Source organism: Pseudomonas sp. CAM1A (assembly GCF_047501685.1).
In the GTDB taxonomy this organism is placed as follows: Bacteria; Pseudomonadota; Gammaproteobacteria; order Pseudomonadales; family Pseudomonadaceae; genus Aquipseudomonas.
Genome location: NZ_JBFNXP010000001.1, coordinates 563,844 through 581,979, shown reverse-complemented (window position 1 = coordinate 581,979; position 18,136 = coordinate 563,844). Strand labels below are relative to the sequence as shown.

The window sequence follows — 18,136 nt, the reverse complement described above, 5'->3', positions numbered from 1 at the left end:
TACAGCAAAAAGGATTTCCCATGATTCCGCCCGCACCGCAACGAGGCCGTGGCACGGTTCACAATCCACACAACCGCTTTGCCCCGCGTCTGTCGGTGGTGGAGGATGATGGCTGGCACCAGGAAGTCCCACCCACCCAAGGCACGGAGGTGCGGATCGAAACGGCCAGGACCATCATCAGCCGCAATACTTCGCCCGACCTGCCCTTCGATCGTGCCATCAATCCCTACCGCGGTTGCGAGCACGGTTGCATCTACTGCTATGCGCGCCCCAGCCATGCCTACTGGGACCTCTCCCCCGGCCTGGACTTTGAAACCAAGCTGATCGCCAAGACCAACGCCGCCGAGGTGCTCGAGCAGCAACTGAGCAAGCCTGGCTATGTCTGCGCGCCGATCAACCTGGGGTCCAACACCGACCCTTACCAGCCCATCGAGCGCGAACAACAGCTGACCCGGCGCCTGCTCGAAGTTCTGCTGCGCTACCGCCACCCAGTGACCATCGTCACCAAGGGCTCGCTGGTGCTGCGCGACCTCGACCTGCTGAGCGAGCTGGCCAGCCAGCGCCTGGCGCGGGTGATGATCAGCCTCACCACCCTGGACGATGAGCTCAAGCGCACCCTCGAACCACGTGCAGCCGCTCCAAAGGCGCGTCTGCGCGCAATTCGCGTGCTGCGTGAGGCCGGTGTGCCAGTGGGCGTGTTGTGCTCGCCGATGATCCCGATGATAAATGACAGCGAGCTGGAGCACCTGCTGGAGGCGGCGAAGGAAGCCGGCGCACAGAGCGCGGCGTACATGATGCTGCGCTTGCCGCTGGAGGTGGCACCGTTGTTCGAGCAGTGGCTGCACGATCACTACCCGCAGCGGGCCGCGCATGTGCTGAGCCTGATCCGCCAGAGCCGGGGCGGCGAACTGTACGACAGCCGATTTGGCGCGCGGATGCGCGGTGAAGGGGTGTTCGCTGACTTGCTGGCGCAGCGCTTTCGCAAGGCGGCCAGGCGTCTGGGGTTCGAAGGGCGGGAGGAGTTGGCGCTGGACTGCAGCGCATTCTGCCCGCCGGGCGGGCAGATGGCGTTGTTTTGATCTGGATGCCGGCACCTGGAGGCTCGCAAGCCCCCAGGTGCTAGGCGTTAGCGCCAGTTGGCGGCGAGCACCGGTTGCAAGGCTTGCGCCTGCGCCGCGTCAAAGCTGGTGGCAGCCGCACCGGGCGGCGCGAACGCCGCCATGGCCTGGACCAGTTGCTCGACATTGCGGTCCGACAGGTGCTGCCCGTTGCCGGCAACGATGTCGCGCACCCGGGCAGGCGAGCTGGCGTACCAGTCATGCAGGGTGACCTGCTGCCCACTGCCGATGCGGCTGATCAGCAGGTCATCGCCCTGGTGCTGGAACCACAGCTGTTCGGGCAGTACGGGCTTGCCGAAGTGCAGGTTGCTCATGGAGCCCCGGAATGCAACCTCGGTGTGGCCTTCACCAACTTCCACGTCGGCCATGTTGCCGTCGACCATGACGTTGTTGTGGCCTTTGCCCAGCTTGATGTTGGCGAACGAAGAAGACGTCTCGATACGGTTGTCGCCATCGCCGACCACCAGTTTGCGGAACTCGCCCTTGACCGTGTTGCCGCCATTGCCCAGGGTGATCTCGGCGAACGAGCCCGAACTTTCGACTTGGTTGTCGCCGTTGCCGGCCACCAGCTTGTCGAGCTTGCCCTTGACGGTGTTGCGGCCATCGCCCAGCGTGAAGTTGGAGGACGAGCCGGTGCTTTCGATGAGGTTGTTGCCATGGCCTGCTACCAGCTTGTCGACCCCGCCCTTGACCGTGTTGTTGCCATCACCCAGCGTTACCTCGGCCCGCGAGCCAGTGGCGAAGACCTGCTGGTCGTCCTTGCCCAGCAGGGTGGCCGTGGCTCCGCTGCCGAGCAGCGCCAGATGACGACCGCCGTTGGCGGTGACCTTGGTGAACGAGTTGCTCAGGTTCACTGCGTACTGGTCGTCGGCCAGGGTGACGCTGTCGAACGTCGGCACGGTCAACACCGTCGGCTGGACCATCAGGTGCAGCACGGCGTTGGCTTCGCTGCCGGCATTGACCTTGATGTCGAAGGTGCCGGCGAGACCGGGTTGAGGGGTCCCTGCCAACGACGCCTGAGCCGAGTCGAAGTTCATCCAGGCTGGCAGCGGCGAGCCGTCGGCCAGGCTGACCTGGTAGACGGGTGCCTGCTCCTTCAAGTCCTGACCGAACAGCCCGCCCAGTGAACCGGCGCTCCAGGCCTGGCCCGCAGCGATCAGTTGGTAGGCCTGGGCTGGCGTGGTATTGGCCACGGGCCGCTTGAAATCGCTGTTTGTGTCGATGTCCGGCACCTTGACCTCGAAGTCGCGGTGGTCGATGACTGTTGGCCGGATGTCAGGGATCTCGACAGGCCGGGTCGGTACGCTCGGATGGTCATCGAGGCGCTTGCGCACCTCCTCCATGCGGCGGTCGCTTTCCGCCATGATCTGCTCGCGCCGGCGCCTCGCTTCTTCGAAGATCGAGTCGATATCGGTGCTTGGGCGCAGGTCGACCGCTGGTCGGTCAGGGATTCTGATCTCCGGGATCTCGATGGGCGTTGGCCGGATGTCAGGAATCTCGACAGGCCGGGTCGGTACGCTCGGATGGTCATCGAAGCGCTTGCGCCAGTCGTCCGTGCCGCGATTGAGCAGGTCGGTCAGGTCCGGGATCCGGTGATCCGGAATGCTGAAGTCCGGAACCCGGACGTCGGGAATCTTGATATCAGGCCGCTCGATGATCGGCGTGAGCCGGTCGGGGATCTCGATGGGCTTGACCCGGTCCGGCAGCGACAGGTCGATCCCCGGCAGGCGGGTTGGCGGCAGCGCGGGTTGGCCGGTTTCCACCGGCAGGTGGGCGCTGGCGAAGATGAAGTCGTTGGCATCGAGCTGGGCCACTTCGATGGCGTCGAGGTAGGCCAGGTTGACCGGCTGGCCGGCACCACGCAGCACGCTGGTGTTCAGTTCCACGCCATGGATCTGCGACAGGCCGTTGATGGTGCCGCGGTTCTTCTGGACGATGCTCAGCTCTTCGAAACGGGTGACGCCGACCTGGCTCAGGTCGATCTTGTCGATGCCATGACGGAAGCCGCGCAAGGCATTGTGGTAGTCACTGGCATTGAGCTGGTGGCTGATGACGAAGCGGTCCGAGGTGGCGCTGTCGTGGCTGTACACCTTGCCGGCCAGCGCGGCGACCAGTTGGCCGTCGGCGCCACTGCTGAAGCTTACGCCCTCGCCACCGCCGTTGAGCACCACGGTGCCGGCGACGGCGCCGGTGTCCATGTTTGGTCGGCTGCTGTCGACATAGTTGGCCGGGGCGACGAAGCGGTCCTGGAACTGGAAGTTCGCCGCGCCGATGTTGCCCAGCGACTGACCGCTCAGCAGGATGTGCTGGCGGTTGCCCAGGTCGACGCGGACATCCGCGCCCTGCTGCTGCAGGGTCAGGTCGGCGAAGGTCTTGCCGGTGAAACCGACCAGGTCGATGACCTCCCCTTTCGCCGCTTCGAAGCGGTGCACGGTGTCCTGGCCGCCCTCGCGGCGATGGACCACGAAGAAGTCCTTGCCGCTACCGCCGGTCAGGCTGTTGTTGCCTCGGCCACCGTCGAGCAGGGCATCGGCGTTGCCGGCCACCAAGGTGTCGTTGCCGTCACCGCTGATGAGGTTGTGCACGCCGTTCGGGTTGCGCAAGGTCAGCGCCGCGCCGCCGATGCTGGCCACGCCGGTGGCCAGGTTGACCTGGACATCGCCGCTGACCGCCGCGGCGTTGAGGGTGTTGCGCCCGCCTGCGGTGCCGTTGCCGGCGTCATCCAGCACGCCACGGCTGGCCTGGCCCTGCACCGCCTTGAGGTACTCGTCGGTGTAGAAGTAGGTGTCGTCCGCGCCGGCCTTGCTGCCATACAGGCGCAGGGCCCAGTTGTTGAGGGTCACCGGCTGGCCGTTGCTGGCATCCTTGACCTCGAGGGTCCAGGTGCCGGCCGAGCGTTCGCCCCAGTCGCGGGTGCTCATGAAACTGTACTTGAAGGCCCCGGAGCGCGTGCTGCCCATGTCGGCGTCGCTGGCGCCGGCCATCCCCTGCGGCACTTTGCCGGTGCGGTCGAGCAGGATGCTGCGGGTGCCATCGGGCGAGACCAGGGTGACGGTCAGGTCGCCGAGGCGGCCGACGCTGGCGTCCAGGTCGATCTCCACGTGCTCGACGTTCAGCCCGGCATCCATCTGCAGCGAGGTGCTCAGGCTGCCGCCACCGGCCAGGGTCTTGCCCAAGGCGCCACTGCTGGCACTGAACACGCTTTCGTCGGCGCCAGTGTTGCGGGTCATCCAGCTCTCGGCCAGGCGTACCGCTGCGCGGGCGTCCACTTCGCCGAAACCATAGTCGTGGCTGGTGTGCATACCGCCGCCGTTCCAGTTGCGCGCACCGTTGTCGTCCCAGCGGGTGGCACTGTCGTTGACCCGGCGGGCCGACAGCGCAAGGATCTGCTGCACGTCGCGGTAGCCGAGGTTGGGGTTGGCCTCGAGCATCAGCGCGGCCACGCCGGAGACGATCGGCGCGGCGAAGCTGGTGCCCTGCATGCTCGTGTAGTCGTTGCCGAAGGTCGAGCCGCGCTCGGTCTCTACCAGGCGACTGGTGGACAGCACGTTGCTGCCGGGGGCCGAGATCAGCAGGCTGGCACCGGGGTTGGAGAACGGCGTCGAGCCGATCTGCAGGGTCGACAGGTCGCCCTGGGCGTTGATCGCCCCGACCTCGATCGAGAAGCGGTTGTTGTTGGTCAGCGAACCCTGGGCGCTGCCGCCCTTGGCGCGCTGGTTGCCGCCAGCGGTGACGATCACCGTGCCCAGGCCGCCGCGGCCGTTGTGTGCGGCATAGCGAGCGTTGGCCGCCAGGGCGCTGGCGGTGTCGATGGCGCCGTTTTGCAGGTTGCCGATGGCGAAGTCGTTCTGGAAGCCCCAGCTGTGGTTGGCGACGTCGTAGCTGACCATGTTGCCCAGGCCGGTCAGGTCATCGCCCTTGTTGGCCAGGTAGAAGCCGCTGAGCTTGGCGTCATAGGCCACGCCCACGCCGCCCTTGTCGTTGCGCCCGGCCACCATCACCCCGGCGACCATGGTCGCGTGGTTGGAGGCCAGCTCTGGAAGCACGCCCTTGTCACGCTGGGTCTTGAGCCAGGCCTGGTCGACGTTGGCGGCCAGGTCCGGGTGCTGGATGTCGAAGATTTCCGGCGCCGTGGCGAACTCGCCGCCCGGCTCGAACATGGCGATACGCACGCCCTTGCCGGTGTAGTCCTGCCATACCGGCAGCACGTTGGTGTCGCTCAGGTACCACTGCTGCGCGGCCAGCGGGTCGTTTGGCATGCCGGCGTCGAGCAGGGTCACGCTGGCGCGCATGGGTGCGGTCTGGCCGCTGCCCAGGTCGACCACCGAGGCCGACTTGTTGCCCTGGGCGTCGACGATGCCGTACTTGAAGCCCATCATGCCGGTGTAGCCGGCCAGTGGGGTGAACAGCACATCGCCCTGGGCGGTGAGGCTGACCGAGCCACCGGTGGCATCGCCGACGTTGTCGATGCGCAGGCCGCCCTGGCTATTGAGCAGCAGGTCGTTGGCCAGCAGGCTGGCGGCGGCGACCAGGTGGGTGCGGCTGCGGTCGAAGGCCCTGCCCTCCTTGTCGAGGCTGAGCACGTCGGCCACCGGCATAGCGTTGGGGGTCTGCAGATCGACGGCCGAGATATCCGAGAAGTTCAGTTTCTGAATGTTCTTCAGAGTCACGGTACCGTCGCGTCCGGCGACCTTGTCGGCTACCTCGTAGCCACTTGCGGTACGGGTGACGCGGTATTCGCCGTGGTTGCCGTGCAGCGTGACCAGGTTGACCCCGCCGTCGCCGTCGATCACGGCATTGCCATGGCCCACTTCGATCACGTCATTGCCCGCGCCGCCGAAGATCCGGTCGGCGCCGCCACCGGCGTGAATGATGCTGCCGCCTTCGGCGGCATAGATGGTGTCACCCTGTGGGCCGGCGTAGATAACCGCTTTGCCACTGCCGCCGATGATGGTGTTGTGGCCACTGCCGCCGACCAGCACGTCGTTACCGCCACCGCCCACCAGCACCGAATTGCCGGTGCCGCCTTTGATGAAGACGCTGGCGTGGCCACCGCTGACCAGCTTGTCGTTGCCATCGCCACCCTGGGCGATGGTCAGGCCGGCCTTGGCCATGTTCAGTTCCACGCCCTTGTCGCCGACCACTATCGCCGTGTCGTGGCCACCGTTGCCGTGGATATTGGCCGGATTGTCCGAGGCGCTGACCACGAACACATCGTCGCCCGCACCGCCGTTGTAGGTGTTGCTGCCTGCGCCGCCAACCAGCCAGCTGCCGGAAGGCGCGGCGATCAGCGTGTCGTCGCCGCTGCCACCGTACAAGTTGTTCACCCCCAGCACGGCCGCGTCCAGGGTTTCCCCGACACTGCTCTGGCTGGCAAAGGCGCTGGTGGTTCGGCTGTTGCTGCCGCTGGTGGTCGAGATGACTCGGGTACCGCTACCTTGGCTGGCCACGGTGTTGCTGACCGGGTCGCCGAGGAAGTCCACCGCCAGCATTTCCTGCTGTTTGCCGTTGAGGGTGAACGAACCGCTGGCCAGCACCTTGTTGCCGTCGCGAGTCTGTGGGGCGCTCGAGGCTGGACGCACGTTGATCTGGGTGATGCCCAGCTCGGCGAGGGTCTTGAGCTCGCCACCGTCGACCTTGGCATCGTGGCTGCCATCAACCCAGATTCGCAACTTGCTCCAGATCGGATCGCTCTGGTCGATCACACCATCGCCGTTGCCATCTTCACTGGCCAGCGCGGCGAAACCGTCCTTGAAACGCCGCTCGCCCGCTGCACCGTTAACTCCGGCTTTGCCGCCGTAGTATTCGGAGAACATCTGGCTGACGTCCTTGATCTGGCCGCTGCCATCGTCGATCACCAGCATGCCGGTGTTACGGTCAGCCCAGCCGCTGCGCTTGAGGGTGCCACTGTGGTCGGTGTCGAACAGCACCCCGTCACGCAGGTCGGTCATGCGTACGCCATTGCCGGTCAGGTCCAGCAGCAGCGGGTCGACGTAGGTGTTGAAGGTCGACATTGCCGACAGGCCGTTCAGGGTTGCCGCGCTGCGCAGGCTGAAATCCGGTTTGGTCGCGTTCGGCGTCGAGTAGAACTGCGACAGGTAGGTATTGGGGCGAGCATTGGGGTCAAGTTGCATTTCACCTGGGCGAATACCGCCCGAGGCGAGGCTGGCCATTTGTGTGGAGGTGAAGTCGGTTTTGCTGAGGATGCCGCCAAGGGCATAGATGCCATGGGTGGCCGAGTTCTGGATGTAGCCGTTGGCGACGTCCTGCTGGGCTTTGCTCTCGCCCTGGATGTGCTGCTGGGGTTGCGGGGAGGGGTTGATGTCGATGTTGATCAGGCCGGAGGCCTGCGGCGCGTTGCGGATGTCACCGGCGCCAAGCCACAGGCACTGCTGGCCGTCCTTGGCCTCGTAGTATTCACCGTGACGGGTCAGGTTGTCGCGGATGATCTGGCCGCCGTGGGTATGCAGGAGCTTCTGGACCGAATCAATGTTTTCCTGCGGCAGAAGGTTGCCTTCGAAACCTTTGTCGTTGTAGCCGACGGCTTTTAATGACGCATAGACGAAGTCTACACAGCTATTGGTGAGTAGCCGATAACGAGTCGCATCGAAACCACTGACCTCGGGGTTCTTTGAAAAGGCTTTTAGCTTGTTGTACTGGTCTTCCGTGAGTTTGACACTGACTTCAAATACAGTTTCTTTATAACCTGCATCGTCAAATCTTGATACCTGTCCTACGCCACGTGCTTCGTCGTATTTTGATTCGAATCCATAACTGGTTGCGGGATTAACACCATCACTCAAGGAGTACCACATATGTCCACCTATGGACGAGTGAGTGTCTCCCGCCTTGTGGGCGTTCTTGTCGGCTTGGTACTCGTACTCCGCGCCAATCTCTGCGACTTTATAAGTTACACTGAAGTTCCTTTCTGTTGTCACTTTTCTTCCTCGTTGTTAATGCGTCAGTGCTTAGGGTTGTAATAGCTAAACTCTACGTAGCTTTCGATGCCTCTGAATGATTCCACATCACTTGTGGTGCGGGCCTCTATGGTGTAGCTCCCAGGTGAAAGCTCAAGAATCCGAATAAGCCGTACGGCGGTATTTAGTCTTCGTTCATCGCGAATGAATACTTCCCCCCAATATGTCCCCACCGTCCTCACATCTTGATCAAGTATGGAAACGCCATCGCGAAGTACTCGCAGACGCATATCGATAGGTACACCCTCTTCATGGATATCGCCAAAAATCGCAAATTGCTGCTCAAGCACATCAAATGTGCTGCCTGTAACAAACATAAGCGCGAAGCGATAGGTTCCGGTGTTTTTCACTGTGAACTGAGCGGTGGCGGTCTGATTTGCCTTGGACACATCTAGGGGTTGTCTGATAACTACAGGTTCTGAGCATGCGCTCAGACAAAAAAGCATCGTGATCAATAGCCATTTTTGCAGTAGCTTTTGTCCGTGGTGTTGGGTTTTATTCATCTTGGGTTATCGAGTGGCTTTGTGTGATGGGAAGAACGGCTCTGGCGGCTTCCTGCTCAATGCTTGGGGTTGTAATAGCTAAACTCTACAAGGCTTTCGATAGGTCTGAATGCCTCAAGGTCATACAAAGTGCGAATACTTACGGTATATTCGCCTGGCATGAGTTCCTGTATTTTTATGAGGCGCACGGCAGTGTTGAGTTCGCGGTCTTGGTAGTAAAATGACTGACCCCAATCAACCCTCGTGGTTTCCAATATTTCATCGACTACAGGTGTGTTGCCTTTCAATATTCGAAGCTCCAGATGGATCGGAACACCCGTTTCGTCAATATTGCCCCAGGTCTTCTTTTGCGCCTCTATGATGTCCTGTGTGTTACCCTTTACAAAGAGCACTGCAAATCTATAGTTGCCTGGCTTGTTCACGGTAAATTGCGCGCTAGCAATTTGATTTGCTCGTGATACATGCAGAGGCTTTACGATGTTTACAGGGTTGGAGCACGCGCCCAGATAAAAGCAAAGGATAATTAAAAGCCATTTGTGGATTGCGATATTTTGGCTGCTAATATTCGGTATCATTCTTTGTGCCTTCCCCTTCTACTCATCACCGTTCCCGCAAACTCTCTTGCGCATGCTGTTGCAACGGACTCAGGAAATAATCGATCACCGTCCGCTGATCGGTCTTGATCTCGGCACTCACTGCCATGCCCGGCGTCAGCGCGACGGCTTGGCCGTTGACCTGCAGGTGGTCGCTGGCCAGGCGAATGCGGCTGCTGTACACCAGCCCGCGGCGTTCATCCTCGATGGCGTCGCGCGACACGCTCAGCACTTCGCCCTGCACGGTGCCGTAGCGGGTGTAGGTGAAGGTCTCGACCTTGACCGTCACCGCCTGCCCGACCTGAACGAAGCCGACGTCCTTGTTCTCCAGCAGTGCCTCGACTTCCCCGGGCTGGTCACCGGGCACGATGACCATCAAGGCCTGGGCCGGGGTGACCACGCCACCGACGGTGTGCACCGCCAATTGCTGGACGGTGCCGTCGACCGGGGCCAGCAGTTGGGTGCGGGCTTCCTGGTAGCGCGCCTTGGCCAGTTCCTGGCGCAGGCTGGCGACTTTCTGCCCGGCGGTCTGCTGCAGGTCGAGCAGGCTGCGCCGGGCCTGGGCCACCACGCCTTCGCGGCGGCGACGGGCCTCGGACTGTGCGGCGGTCGATTGCAGCACGCTGGCTTGCTGCACCTGCAACTGGCGCTCCAGGTCGAGGCGGGCCTGTTCCTTGTCGAGGTATTCGTGGCGGGCCACGTACTGCTGCTCCAGCAGGTTCTGGTAGTCCCGGGCCAGCTGGGTGGCAATCGGCAGGGTCTTGCGCAGGCTCGCCACCTGCACCTGGGCGGCCTGGATCTCGGCGCCGCGCTGCTGGATCTCGGCATCGACCTGGTCGAGGCTGTTGCGGTATTCCTGGTACTGCCCCTGCAGCCAGCGTTCTGCGTCCTGCACCTGCTGCGCGTCGGCATGCTCGATGTCGCCTTGCAGCCCCTGCGGTGGCTGGCCGCTGGCAATGGCCTGGAGCATCGCGCTGCTGCGCGCCACGTCAATGTGCGCGGCCAGCAGTTCGCTTTCGCTGCGACGTACATCGGCGTCGGCGGTGGTGGGATCGAGCTCCAGCAATAGCTCGCCGGCTCTCACCCGCTGACCGTCGCTGACATGGATGGCCTTGACCACCGCCGTTTCGCTGGGCTGCACCAGCTTGCTTCGGCCGCTCGGCACGACCTTGCCCGAGGCTACCGCGACCACTTCGACCTGCCCTAGGCAGGCCCACAGCAGGGCCAGAGCAGCAAAGCCCATTATGGTCCAGGTGAACACCCGTGGCGCCGGATGGGGCGGGCGCTCCTGCAGGGCCATGGCGGCCGGCAGGAACTCGACTTCATGGGTGGCGCGCACGGGCGCATCGAGCGCTTTGCGCTGACGCCAGGCGTGCTGCCAGGCCTCGCGGTAGCGCTGCCAGAGGCTGGAATAGGCGGACATGGCCTCTCCTTGGTATGGGGTGGTGAGAGGATCAGCCCTGTTGCAGGCGGTGCAGCCTGGCGTAGTGCCCGGCCTGGTGCGCGAGCAGTTCGGCGTGGCTGCCTTGTTCGACGATCTGGCCGCGGTCGACCACGACGATGCGGTTGGCATTGCGCACGGCGGACAGGCGGTGGGCGATGATGATCACCGTGCGCCCCTGGCAGATCGAGCGCATGTTCTGCTGGATGATGCGTTCGGACTCGTAGTCCAGCGCGCTGGTGGCTTCGTCGAAGATCAGGATGCGCGGGTCGCCGATCAGCGCCCGGGCAATGGCGATGCGTTGGCGTTGCCCGCCCGAGAGCGAAGCGCCGTGCTCACCCACCATCGTGTCGTAGCCTTCGGCGAGTTCGAGGATGAAGTCGTGGGCACCGGCCAGGCGGGCGGCCTGCATGACGGTTTCCAGCGGGGTGCCGGGGTCGGCCAGGGCGATGTTCTCGCGGATGCTGCGGTTGAACAGCAGGTTGTCCTGTTGCACCACACCGATCTGTCGGCGCAGCGAGGAGGCATCGGCCAGGGCCAGGTCCATGCCGTCAACCAGCACCCGCCCGCGCTCGGGCACATAGAGTCGTTGCAGCAGTCGGGTCAGGGTGCTCTTGCCGGAGCCGGAGCGCCCGACCACGCCGATCACTTCGCCAGGTTCGATGCACAGGCTGACCCCGCGCAGGATCTCCGAGCCGTCGGCGCGGTAGCGGAAATGCACCTGGTCGAACTCGATGCGGCCTTGCAGGGGCGGCAAGGCGCTGCGTGCCGAGCTGGCAAGCTCGGTGCGGGTGTTGAGGATGTCGCCCAGGCGCTGCACCGACACGCCGGTCTGCTGGAAGCTGGTCCACAGCTGGGCCAGGCGCATGATCGGCTGGGCCACGCGCCCAGCCAGCATGTTGAAGGCGATCAGCTCGCCGACCGTGAGCTGGCCATCGATCACCAGGCGCGCGCCGAGCCAGAGAGTGGCGACGGTCACCAGCTTGCCGATCAGACCGACGCTTTCGTTGGCCAGGGTCGACCAGGTCTGGGTCTTGAAGCCGGCAGCGACATAAGCCGCCAGCTGATTGTCCCAGCGCCGCAGGACCTGTGGCTCGACGGCCATCGACTTGAGGGTGTCGATGCCGTTGACCGTCTCGACCAGGAACGCCTGGTTCTCGGCGCCGCGGTTGAAGCTGTCCTGCAGGCGCTGGCGCAGCACCGGGGTAATCAGCAGCGACACCAGCGCGTACAGCGGTAGCGAAGTCACCACCACCAGGGTCAGCCAGCCGCTGTAGTAGAACATCACGGCAATGAACACCACCGAGAACAGCACGTCCATCACCAGGGTGATGGCATTGCCGGTGAGGAAGTTGCGGATGTTTTCCAGCTCGCGCACCCGCGCCACCGAGTCACCGACCCGACGCGCCTGGAAGTAGGCCAGCGGCAGGTGGATCAGGTGGTGGAACAGCCGCGAGCCCAGTTCGACGTCGATACGGCTGGCGGTATGGGCGAAGACGAAGCTGCGCAGGCCGCTCAGGGCCGACTCGAACAGCATGATGCCCAGCAGGCCGATGGCGATCACGTCCAGTGTGGTCAGGCCGTGGTGCACCAGAACCTTGTCCATCACCACCTGGAAGAACAGTGGCGTGAGCAGGGCGAAGATCTGCAGCACGAATGACACCAGGGTCACTTCACCGAGCAGCTTGCGGTGCTTGACGATGGCCGGGATGAACCAGGTGAAGTCGAAGCGCGAGGACTCGCCGGGGGCCAGTGCTTCGCTGCGTACCAGCAGCAATTCGCCGCTCCAGCGTTGCTCAAGGGTGGCCAGGTCGATGACTTCGGGCCGCTCGGCACGAGGATCCTGGATCAGCACCTTGCCATGGTCCATGCGGGCGATGATGAAGAAGCCGCCCTCGCGATCAGCGGCGATCGCCGGTAGAGGTGTCTGCGCCAGACGCTCGGGGCGGGTCTCGACGCGTTTTGCCTTGAGGCCGAGCTTGCGCGCAGCGAGCAGCAGTTGCGCGGTGGCGAAGGCTTGCTGGCCATCGGTGAGTTCGTGGGCCAGCTGTTCGCCGGAGGCTGCCACGTTGTGGAAACGGGCCAGCATCAGCAGGCAGATCAGTCCGGTGTCCGGGGTGCCTGTTTGGTGTTCACTCATAACGCGTCCATGCAGGCCTACTCGGCCTGATAAAGCTAACTATTTCAATAGGTTAGCGAAGTTTGCAAAATTTTGTAATCATCTTGCCATCATCAAATGATTGATATTTCATTCGAGTGTTTAACTGGCGATGGGCCGCCTGGCCGCTGGCGGCAGGAAGTCGCGGTCCGGGTCGTAGTCCCGGCTCAGGTAGTGGGACAGTTCGAGCAGGTCTTGGGGGGCCAGGCTGCCGGCGGCCTGCTTGAGCTTCAGCGAGTCGATGATGTAGTCGTAGCGGGCGTCGTTGTATTCGCGCACGGCACGGTACAACTGGCGTTCGGCATTGAGCACATCGGCGGTGTTGCGTGAGCCGATTGCCCGGCCAACCTGGTTGGCCTTCAACGAGGCCTGGCTGGAGCGGATGCTTTGCTGGCGGGCCTGGACCTGCTCCACGTCGGCGTTGACCGCCCGGTGCAGGTTGCGGGTCTGCAACACCACTTCGCGGCGGCGGTCTTCGTGTTCGTCTTCGCTCTGCGCCAGGCGTTCCCCTGCCTCACGGGCCTGCGAGCTGGTCAATCCGCCTGCGTACAGTGGAATGTTCAGCTCCAGACCCAAGGTGCCCTGGGCAATGTCGTCGCGGTAGCCGTTGCGGCCGAAGTCGGTCGGGTTGCTGTAGCCGAAACGGTCGTTGTCGCCCTTGCGATAGGAAGCGACGGCATCCAGGGTGGGAGCATGTCCGGCCTTGCGTTGGCGACTGGCCTGCACGGCGGCATCAACGGCGTGCCCGCTGGAGAGCAGGCTGAGGTTGCTCTGCACCGCCTGATCTACCCAGGTGCTGGCATCGTTGGGCACTGGCGGCTGCACCGGCAGTTGGTGGGCGATGCCGGCGATCTGCGCATAGTCCTGGCGGGTGAGGCGATACAGGGCCTCGAAGGCATCATCGACCTTGCGTTGCGCCAGTTGACGGTTGGCGCTGGCGTTGTCGTAGGCCGCCTGGGCATCGAGCACATCGGTGATGCTGGAGGCGCCGTTGGCCAGACGTCCCTGGGCCTGTTCCTGCTGGCGCTTGAGCGCCTTGGCTTCGGCCTTGGCCGCGGCCAGCGCATCGAGCGCGCGCAGGGTATCGAAATAGGCCTCTGCGGTTTGCAGGATGAGCGACTGTTCCTTTGCGGCGAGGTCCAGGCCCGCTTGTGCCGTGCCGGCCTCGGCGGCCTTGAGGGCGTACCAGCGGTCCAGGCGCAGCAGCGGTTGGTTGAGGTTGGCTTGGTAGACCATGCCGCTGCGGGTACGGGTGAGCGCGGGCTCGTCGCGCTGCATGCGGGTGCTTTCGAAGGTGGCGCCGGCATTGAGGGTTGGCAGCAGCCCCGCCCGTGCTTGCGGTACGCGTTCGCTGAGGGCTTGGAACTCGTGGCGGGCGGCGCTCAGGCGCGCATCCTGTTCGACGGCGTGCTGATAGACCTGCAGCAGTTCGGCGCGTTGCGGCTCGGCAAGCAATGGCGTGCACATGCACAGGCTTGCCAGGAAGGTGGTGTGGATCAAGGTAGTGCGGCGGCGCATGACGGTCCGTGTCTGGCGGTGACGAAGGACGCGCATCCTATACTGGCTAAGTGCCTGCAAAAAATCGGAAGAGCGACATGAATGTTGTCAGAAAGCGCGTACTAGAGCGTTTTGTTGGCTTTCTGACGACATTCGCCACGCGTAGAGGCTGCTGTCACCCTGTGCGCTGCATCAGCGCAACTAAAACAACCCTGTAATTTCACTCATGATGCTTGGCATCTGATGCTTTTTTGCTATTATCCAGTGCTCTCCCCGCCTATCCAGAACGCCCGTTCTAGAGCCTGCGCAATTAAGTTTCAGTTAAGTTTCCTACGCTAGCGTGAGACATGAGTCAGCAATGACTGTGATTAGTTACCCGTGCGTGTCATCTAAATCCCCGCGTCACCCCAATCTTTCCCCGGTAACATGGAATTCACTTTCAAACCGTCAAGAGGATGAATCATGCCCGTCAAGGACCCATCCAAGGTTGTCCCGGCCGCACCCGCCGAAAGCGCCGATGCCGCCCTCAAGCATATCGTCGACGGCTTCCTGCGGTTCCACACTGAAGTCTTCCCCGAGCAGCAAGAGCTGTTCAAGAAACTGGCCACCGCGCAGAAGCCGCGTGCCATGTTCATTACCTGCGCCGATTCGCGCATCGTCCCTGAGCTGATCACCCAGAGCTCGCCGGGCGACCTGTTCGTCACCCGCAACGTCGGCAACGTGGTGCCGCCCTACGGGCAGATGAACGGCGGTGTATCCAGTGCCATCGAGTACGCCGTGCTGGCGCTGGGCGTGCACCACATCATCATCTGTGGCCACTCCGACTGTGGCGCCATGCGTGCGGTGCTCAACCCGCATTCGCTGGACAAGATGCCGACCGTTTCCGCCTGGCTGCGCCACGCCGAGGTAGCGCGGACCGTGATCGAGGACAACTGCTCCTGCGGCAGCGAGCACGAAAGCATGCAACTGCTGACCAAGGAAAACGTCATCGCCCAGCTGCACCACCTGCGCACACACCCGTCGGTCGCGTCGCGCCTGGCGGCCGGTCAGTTGCACATCCATGGCTGGATCTACGACATCGAAACCAGCCAGATCGAAGCCTACGATGCCGCCAGCGACCGCTTCCTGCCGCTGACCGCAGGCGAGTCGATCCCTTCTGCCACACCGAGAGGCCGCTACTAAGCGACCCCAACACGCTGAACAAGCCTTGATTGCCGGCTGCACCCGATGGGTGCGGCGCGGCCTTCGCCTGCCTTGAATCTCCCTGAATGCCTTGCCGGCAGATCCGCTGGCGGCCCGCGCCTGCGCGTCATTCAGGGTTCCCCGTGCTAGCGGCCAGCGGAATGGCCGTGAATCGAAAAGGAGCTACATGGTGAACATGACACAGATAAAGGCGGCCCTGCCGCGTGAGTTGCTGGCTTCGGTGGTGGTCTTTCTGGTGGCCCTGCCGTTGTGCATGGGTATTGCCATCGCCTCGGGCATGCCCCCTGCGAAGGGACTGATCACCGGGATCGTCGGCGGCATCGTCGTGGGTTTCCTGGCGGGTTCGCCGTTGCAGGTCAGCGGGCCGGCGGCGGGCTTGGCGGTGCTGGTGTTCGAGCTGGTGCGCCAGCATGGCGTGGCCATGCTCGGGCCAATCCTGTTGCTGGCCGGCCTGCTGCAACTGCTGGCCGGGCGCCTGCGCCTGGGCTGCTGGTTCCGGGTTACGGCGCCGGCGGTGGTGTACGGCATGCTTGCCGGGATCGGCGTGCTGATCGTGCTGTCCCAGGTGCATGTGATGTTCGATACGGCGCCACAGCCTTCGGGTGTGGATAACTTGCTGGGCTTCCCGGCGACGCTGGCTTCGGCCCTGCCGTTGGAAAGCGCAGGTGCCGGTTGGCAGGCCGGTGCGCTGGGCCTGGGCACCATCGCCATCATGTGGGGCTGGGAGCGCCTGCGCCCGCAACGCCTGCGCTTCATTCCCGGCGCCCTGCTCGGGGTGGCGGCGATGACAGCCGTCAGCCTGTGGCTGGCGCTGCCGGTCAACCGTGTGCAGGTGCCCGCCGATCTTTCCGAAGCCATCGACTGGCTGCGCCCGGACGACCTGCTCAAGCTGGCCGACCCGACCCTGCTGGTGGCAGCCTTCGCCCTGGCCTTCATCGCCAGCGCCGAGACCTTGCTGTCCGCCGCCGCCGTCGACCGCATGCACAGCGGCCAGCGATCGGACTTCGACCGTGAGCTGTCGGCCCAGGGTATCGGCAACATGCTCTGTGGGGTGCTTGGTGCGCTGCCGATGACCGGTGTCATCGTGCGCAGTTCGGCCAACGTCCAGGCCGGCGCCCAGACACGGGCCTCGGCGATCTTCCATGGGTTCTGGTTATTGGCCTTTGTGGTGGTGCTGAGCAGCGTGCTGCAGCAGATCCCGGTGGCCAGCCTGGCTGGGGTGCTGGTCTATACCGGCGTGAAGCTGGTCGATTTCAAGGCATTCCGTGGCCTGGGCCGCTATGGGCGGATGCCGATGTTCACCTATGCGGCGACTGCACTGGCGATCATCTTCACCGATCTGTTGACCGGCGTGCTGCTGGGCTTTGCCTTGACCCTGCTGAAGCTGGCGCTGAAGGCGGCGCGGTTGAAGATCAACCTGGTGGCGTCGGGCACGCCGGGGCACATGGAACTGCGTCTGAGTGGTGCGGCGACTTTCCTCAAGGTGCCGGCGCTGACCCAGGTACTGGATACCGTGCCGGAGGGGACGACGTTGCATGTGCCGCTGGGCAACCTGAGCTATATCGACCATTCCTGCCTGGAACTGCTGGAGGATTGGGGGCGCAGTGGCGCGGCCAAGGGCTCGCTGCTGGTACTGGAGCAGCGGCGTCTGAAGCGGCGGGTCGAGGGACGGTTGCGGACTACGGCGGGGGTTGGCGCTTAGGGCCAGTCTGTAGCGGCCGATCGCGGGGCAAGCCCGCTCCCACGATCGAGTTCGTGGGGGCGGACTTGCCACGACTGGGTCGGATCAGGTCAACTCAGGCCGACTGGCTCAACTCCACGCCCAGCTGGCGCGACAGGCATGGCCAGCGTTTCCAGGCCTCTCCGGTTTCCGGGTTCGACAGCTTGTCGCGATAGCGCTCCACTGACTCCACGGCAAAGCTCTCGTCATCGAGCATCTCGTCCACTGAGTGATGCACCACCTCATCCAGCTGGTTGGCGAAGGTCTCGCCGATCAGCTGGTGGGCGATCAGGTTGGCGACCGTGGTATCGACCGGAATCAGCGGCTGCTGGAAATGGCGGATATACAGGTCGTTGACCTCCTCGACCAGGCGATGCGCCAGGTAGGCCTCGTCCAACAGGCAATCCAGCCCGACCTGCCCGGCCATCACGCTCGGCGGCTGCAGGAAGTAGGCTTCGGCAATCTTCAGTACCGGTTTGATCTGCGATTCGATGCCGGCCTCGAGCGCCACGGTGTGCGCGGCTTCGAGCAGTTCTGGAACCTCGTTGATGTAGGCGCCGACAAAGCGCGCCAAGGTACCCTGGGCATCCTGCTGGGGTAGTTGGATCGATGGATGCAGGTGTGGCAGTTGCAGTTCGAGGCGGTTTTTCAGTTGGCCTGTGCGGCTCTCATGTTGATGGGCGTTTTCGATCTGCTCGCGTACAGCAGCGATGTTCATGACAACTCCAGGGACAAGGCGTTACAAACGGAAGACACTAAGTTAGCTTGCTTACGAGAATCGCTAAGACGCATTTGTTATATCTCTTAGGCGCGTGTAGGAAATTGGCTATATCAATGTGCCATTATTGTGTCCCGGCCCAGTATCCATGCGGCTTTCAGCGCAAACGTTTGGTTACGTGAAGATCATTTCAGTCCCCGCGTTGCGC

General features: G+C 63.4%; 10 protein-coding genes. 3 read left to right on the top strand and 7 right to left on the bottom strand.

Going from position 1 to position 18,136, the window contains the following annotated elements; all coding sequences use genetic code 11:
- Positions 1–20: 20 nt before the first annotated feature.
- Positions 21–1,079 (top strand): PA0069 family radical SAM protein, encoded by a 1,059-nt coding sequence (locus tag ABZO33_RS02695; RefSeq protein ID WP_414534745.1) that lies wholly within the window; start codon positions 21–23, stop codon positions 1,077–1,079.
- Positions 1,080–1,126: 47 nt separating this feature from the next.
- Here ABZO33_RS02695 and ABZO33_RS02690 read toward each other — a convergent pair whose 3' ends face one another.
- The 6 genes from ABZO33_RS02690 to ABZO33_RS02665 all read right to left on the bottom strand — a co-directional run bounded on the left by ABZO33_RS02690 (position 1,127) and on the right by ABZO33_RS02665 (position 14,308).
- Entirely contained in the window at positions 1,127–7,291 is a 6,165-nt protein-coding gene (locus tag ABZO33_RS02690; protein WP_414534885.1) for a S8 family serine peptidase, read from the bottom strand.
- 788 nt (positions 7,292–8,079) lie between these two features.
- Entirely contained in the window at positions 8,080–8,598 is a 519-nt protein-coding gene (locus ABZO33_RS02685; protein ID WP_414534744.1) for a DUF5625 family protein, read from the bottom strand.
- A 56-nt stretch (positions 8,599–8,654) separates the two neighbouring features.
- Positions 8,655–9,173 carry a DUF5625 family protein gene (locus tag ABZO33_RS02680; protein ID WP_414534743.1) on the bottom strand — a complete coding sequence of 173 codons (519 nt, stop codon included), beginning with the start codon at positions 9,171–9,173 and terminating at the stop codon, positions 8,655–8,657.
- A gap of 25 nt (positions 9,174–9,198) precedes the next feature.
- Positions 9,199–10,614, bottom strand: coding sequence for an HlyD family type I secretion periplasmic adaptor subunit (locus tag ABZO33_RS02675; RefSeq protein ID WP_414534742.1), 1,416 nt, complete (start codon positions 10,612–10,614; stop codon positions 9,199–9,201).
- 31 nt (positions 10,615–10,645) lie between these two features.
- Positions 10,646–12,772, bottom strand: a complete 2,127-nt coding sequence (locus ABZO33_RS02670) for a type I secretion system permease/ATPase (RefSeq protein ID WP_414534741.1) — start codon at positions 12,770–12,772, stop codon at positions 10,646–10,648.
- A 120-nt stretch (positions 12,773–12,892) separates the two neighbouring features.
- Positions 12,893–14,308, bottom strand: coding sequence for a TolC family outer membrane protein (locus ABZO33_RS02665; protein WP_414534740.1), 1,416 nt, complete (start codon positions 14,306–14,308; stop codon positions 12,893–12,895).
- A gap of 441 nt (positions 14,309–14,749) precedes the next feature.
- Between ABZO33_RS02665 and ABZO33_RS02660 the strand changes: the two genes are divergently transcribed.
- On the top strand, positions 14,750–15,469 hold the full coding sequence (locus ABZO33_RS02660) for a carbonic anhydrase (protein WP_414534739.1): 720 nt from the start codon (positions 14,750–14,752) through the stop codon (positions 15,467–15,469).
- Between the two features lie 187 nt (positions 15,470–15,656).
- Positions 15,657–17,192, top strand: a complete 1,536-nt coding sequence (locus ABZO33_RS02655; RefSeq protein WP_414534738.1) for a SulP family inorganic anion transporter — start codon at positions 15,657–15,659, stop codon at positions 17,190–17,192.
- Between the two features lie 94 nt (positions 17,193–17,286).
- Here ABZO33_RS02655 and ABZO33_RS02650 read toward each other — a convergent pair whose 3' ends face one another.
- The gene (locus ABZO33_RS02650; protein ID WP_414534737.1) at positions 17,287–17,928 is read right to left on the bottom strand and encodes a hypothetical protein; all 642 of its coding nucleotides are present in this window, start codon (positions 17,926–17,928) and stop codon (positions 17,287–17,289) included.
- Positions 17,929–18,136 lie beyond the last annotated feature (208 nt).

Excerpts from the sequence above, each read along its gene's own strand:
- ABZO33_RS02695 (WP_414534745.1), top strand. The coding sequence starts at position 21 with ATGATTCCGCCCGCACCGCAACGAGGCCGTGGCACGGTTCACAATCCA.
- ABZO33_RS02660 (WP_414534739.1), top strand. The coding sequence starts at position 14,750 with ATGCCCGTCAAGGACCCATCCAAGGTTGTCCCGGCCGCACCCGCCGAA.
- ABZO33_RS02655 (WP_414534738.1), top strand. The coding sequence starts at position 15,657 with ATGGTGAACATGACACAGATAAAGGCGGCCCTGCCGCGTGAGTTGCTG.
- ABZO33_RS02675 (WP_414534742.1), bottom strand. The coding sequence starts at position 10,614 with ATGTCCGCCTATTCCAGCCTCTGGCAGCGCTACCGCGAGGCCTGGCAG.
- ABZO33_RS02690 (WP_414534885.1), bottom strand. The coding sequence starts at position 7,291 with ATGGCCAGCCTCGCCTCGGGCGGTATTCGCCCAGGTGAAATGCAACTT.
- ABZO33_RS02665 (WP_414534740.1), bottom strand. The coding sequence starts at position 14,308 with ATGCGCCGCCGCACTACCTTGATCCACACCACCTTCCTGGCAAGCCTG.
- ABZO33_RS02650 (WP_414534737.1), bottom strand. The coding sequence starts at position 17,928 with ATGAACATCGCTGCTGTACGCGAGCAGATCGAAAACGCCCATCAACAT.
- ABZO33_RS02685 (WP_414534744.1), bottom strand. The coding sequence starts at position 8,598 with ATGAATAAAACCCAACACCACGGACAAAAGCTACTGCAAAAATGGCTA.
- ABZO33_RS02680 (WP_414534743.1), bottom strand. The coding sequence starts at position 9,173 with ATGATACCGAATATTAGCAGCCAAAATATCGCAATCCACAAATGGCTT.
- ABZO33_RS02670 (WP_414534741.1), bottom strand. The coding sequence starts at position 12,772 with ATGAGTGAACACCAAACAGGCACCCCGGACACCGGACTGATCTGCCTG.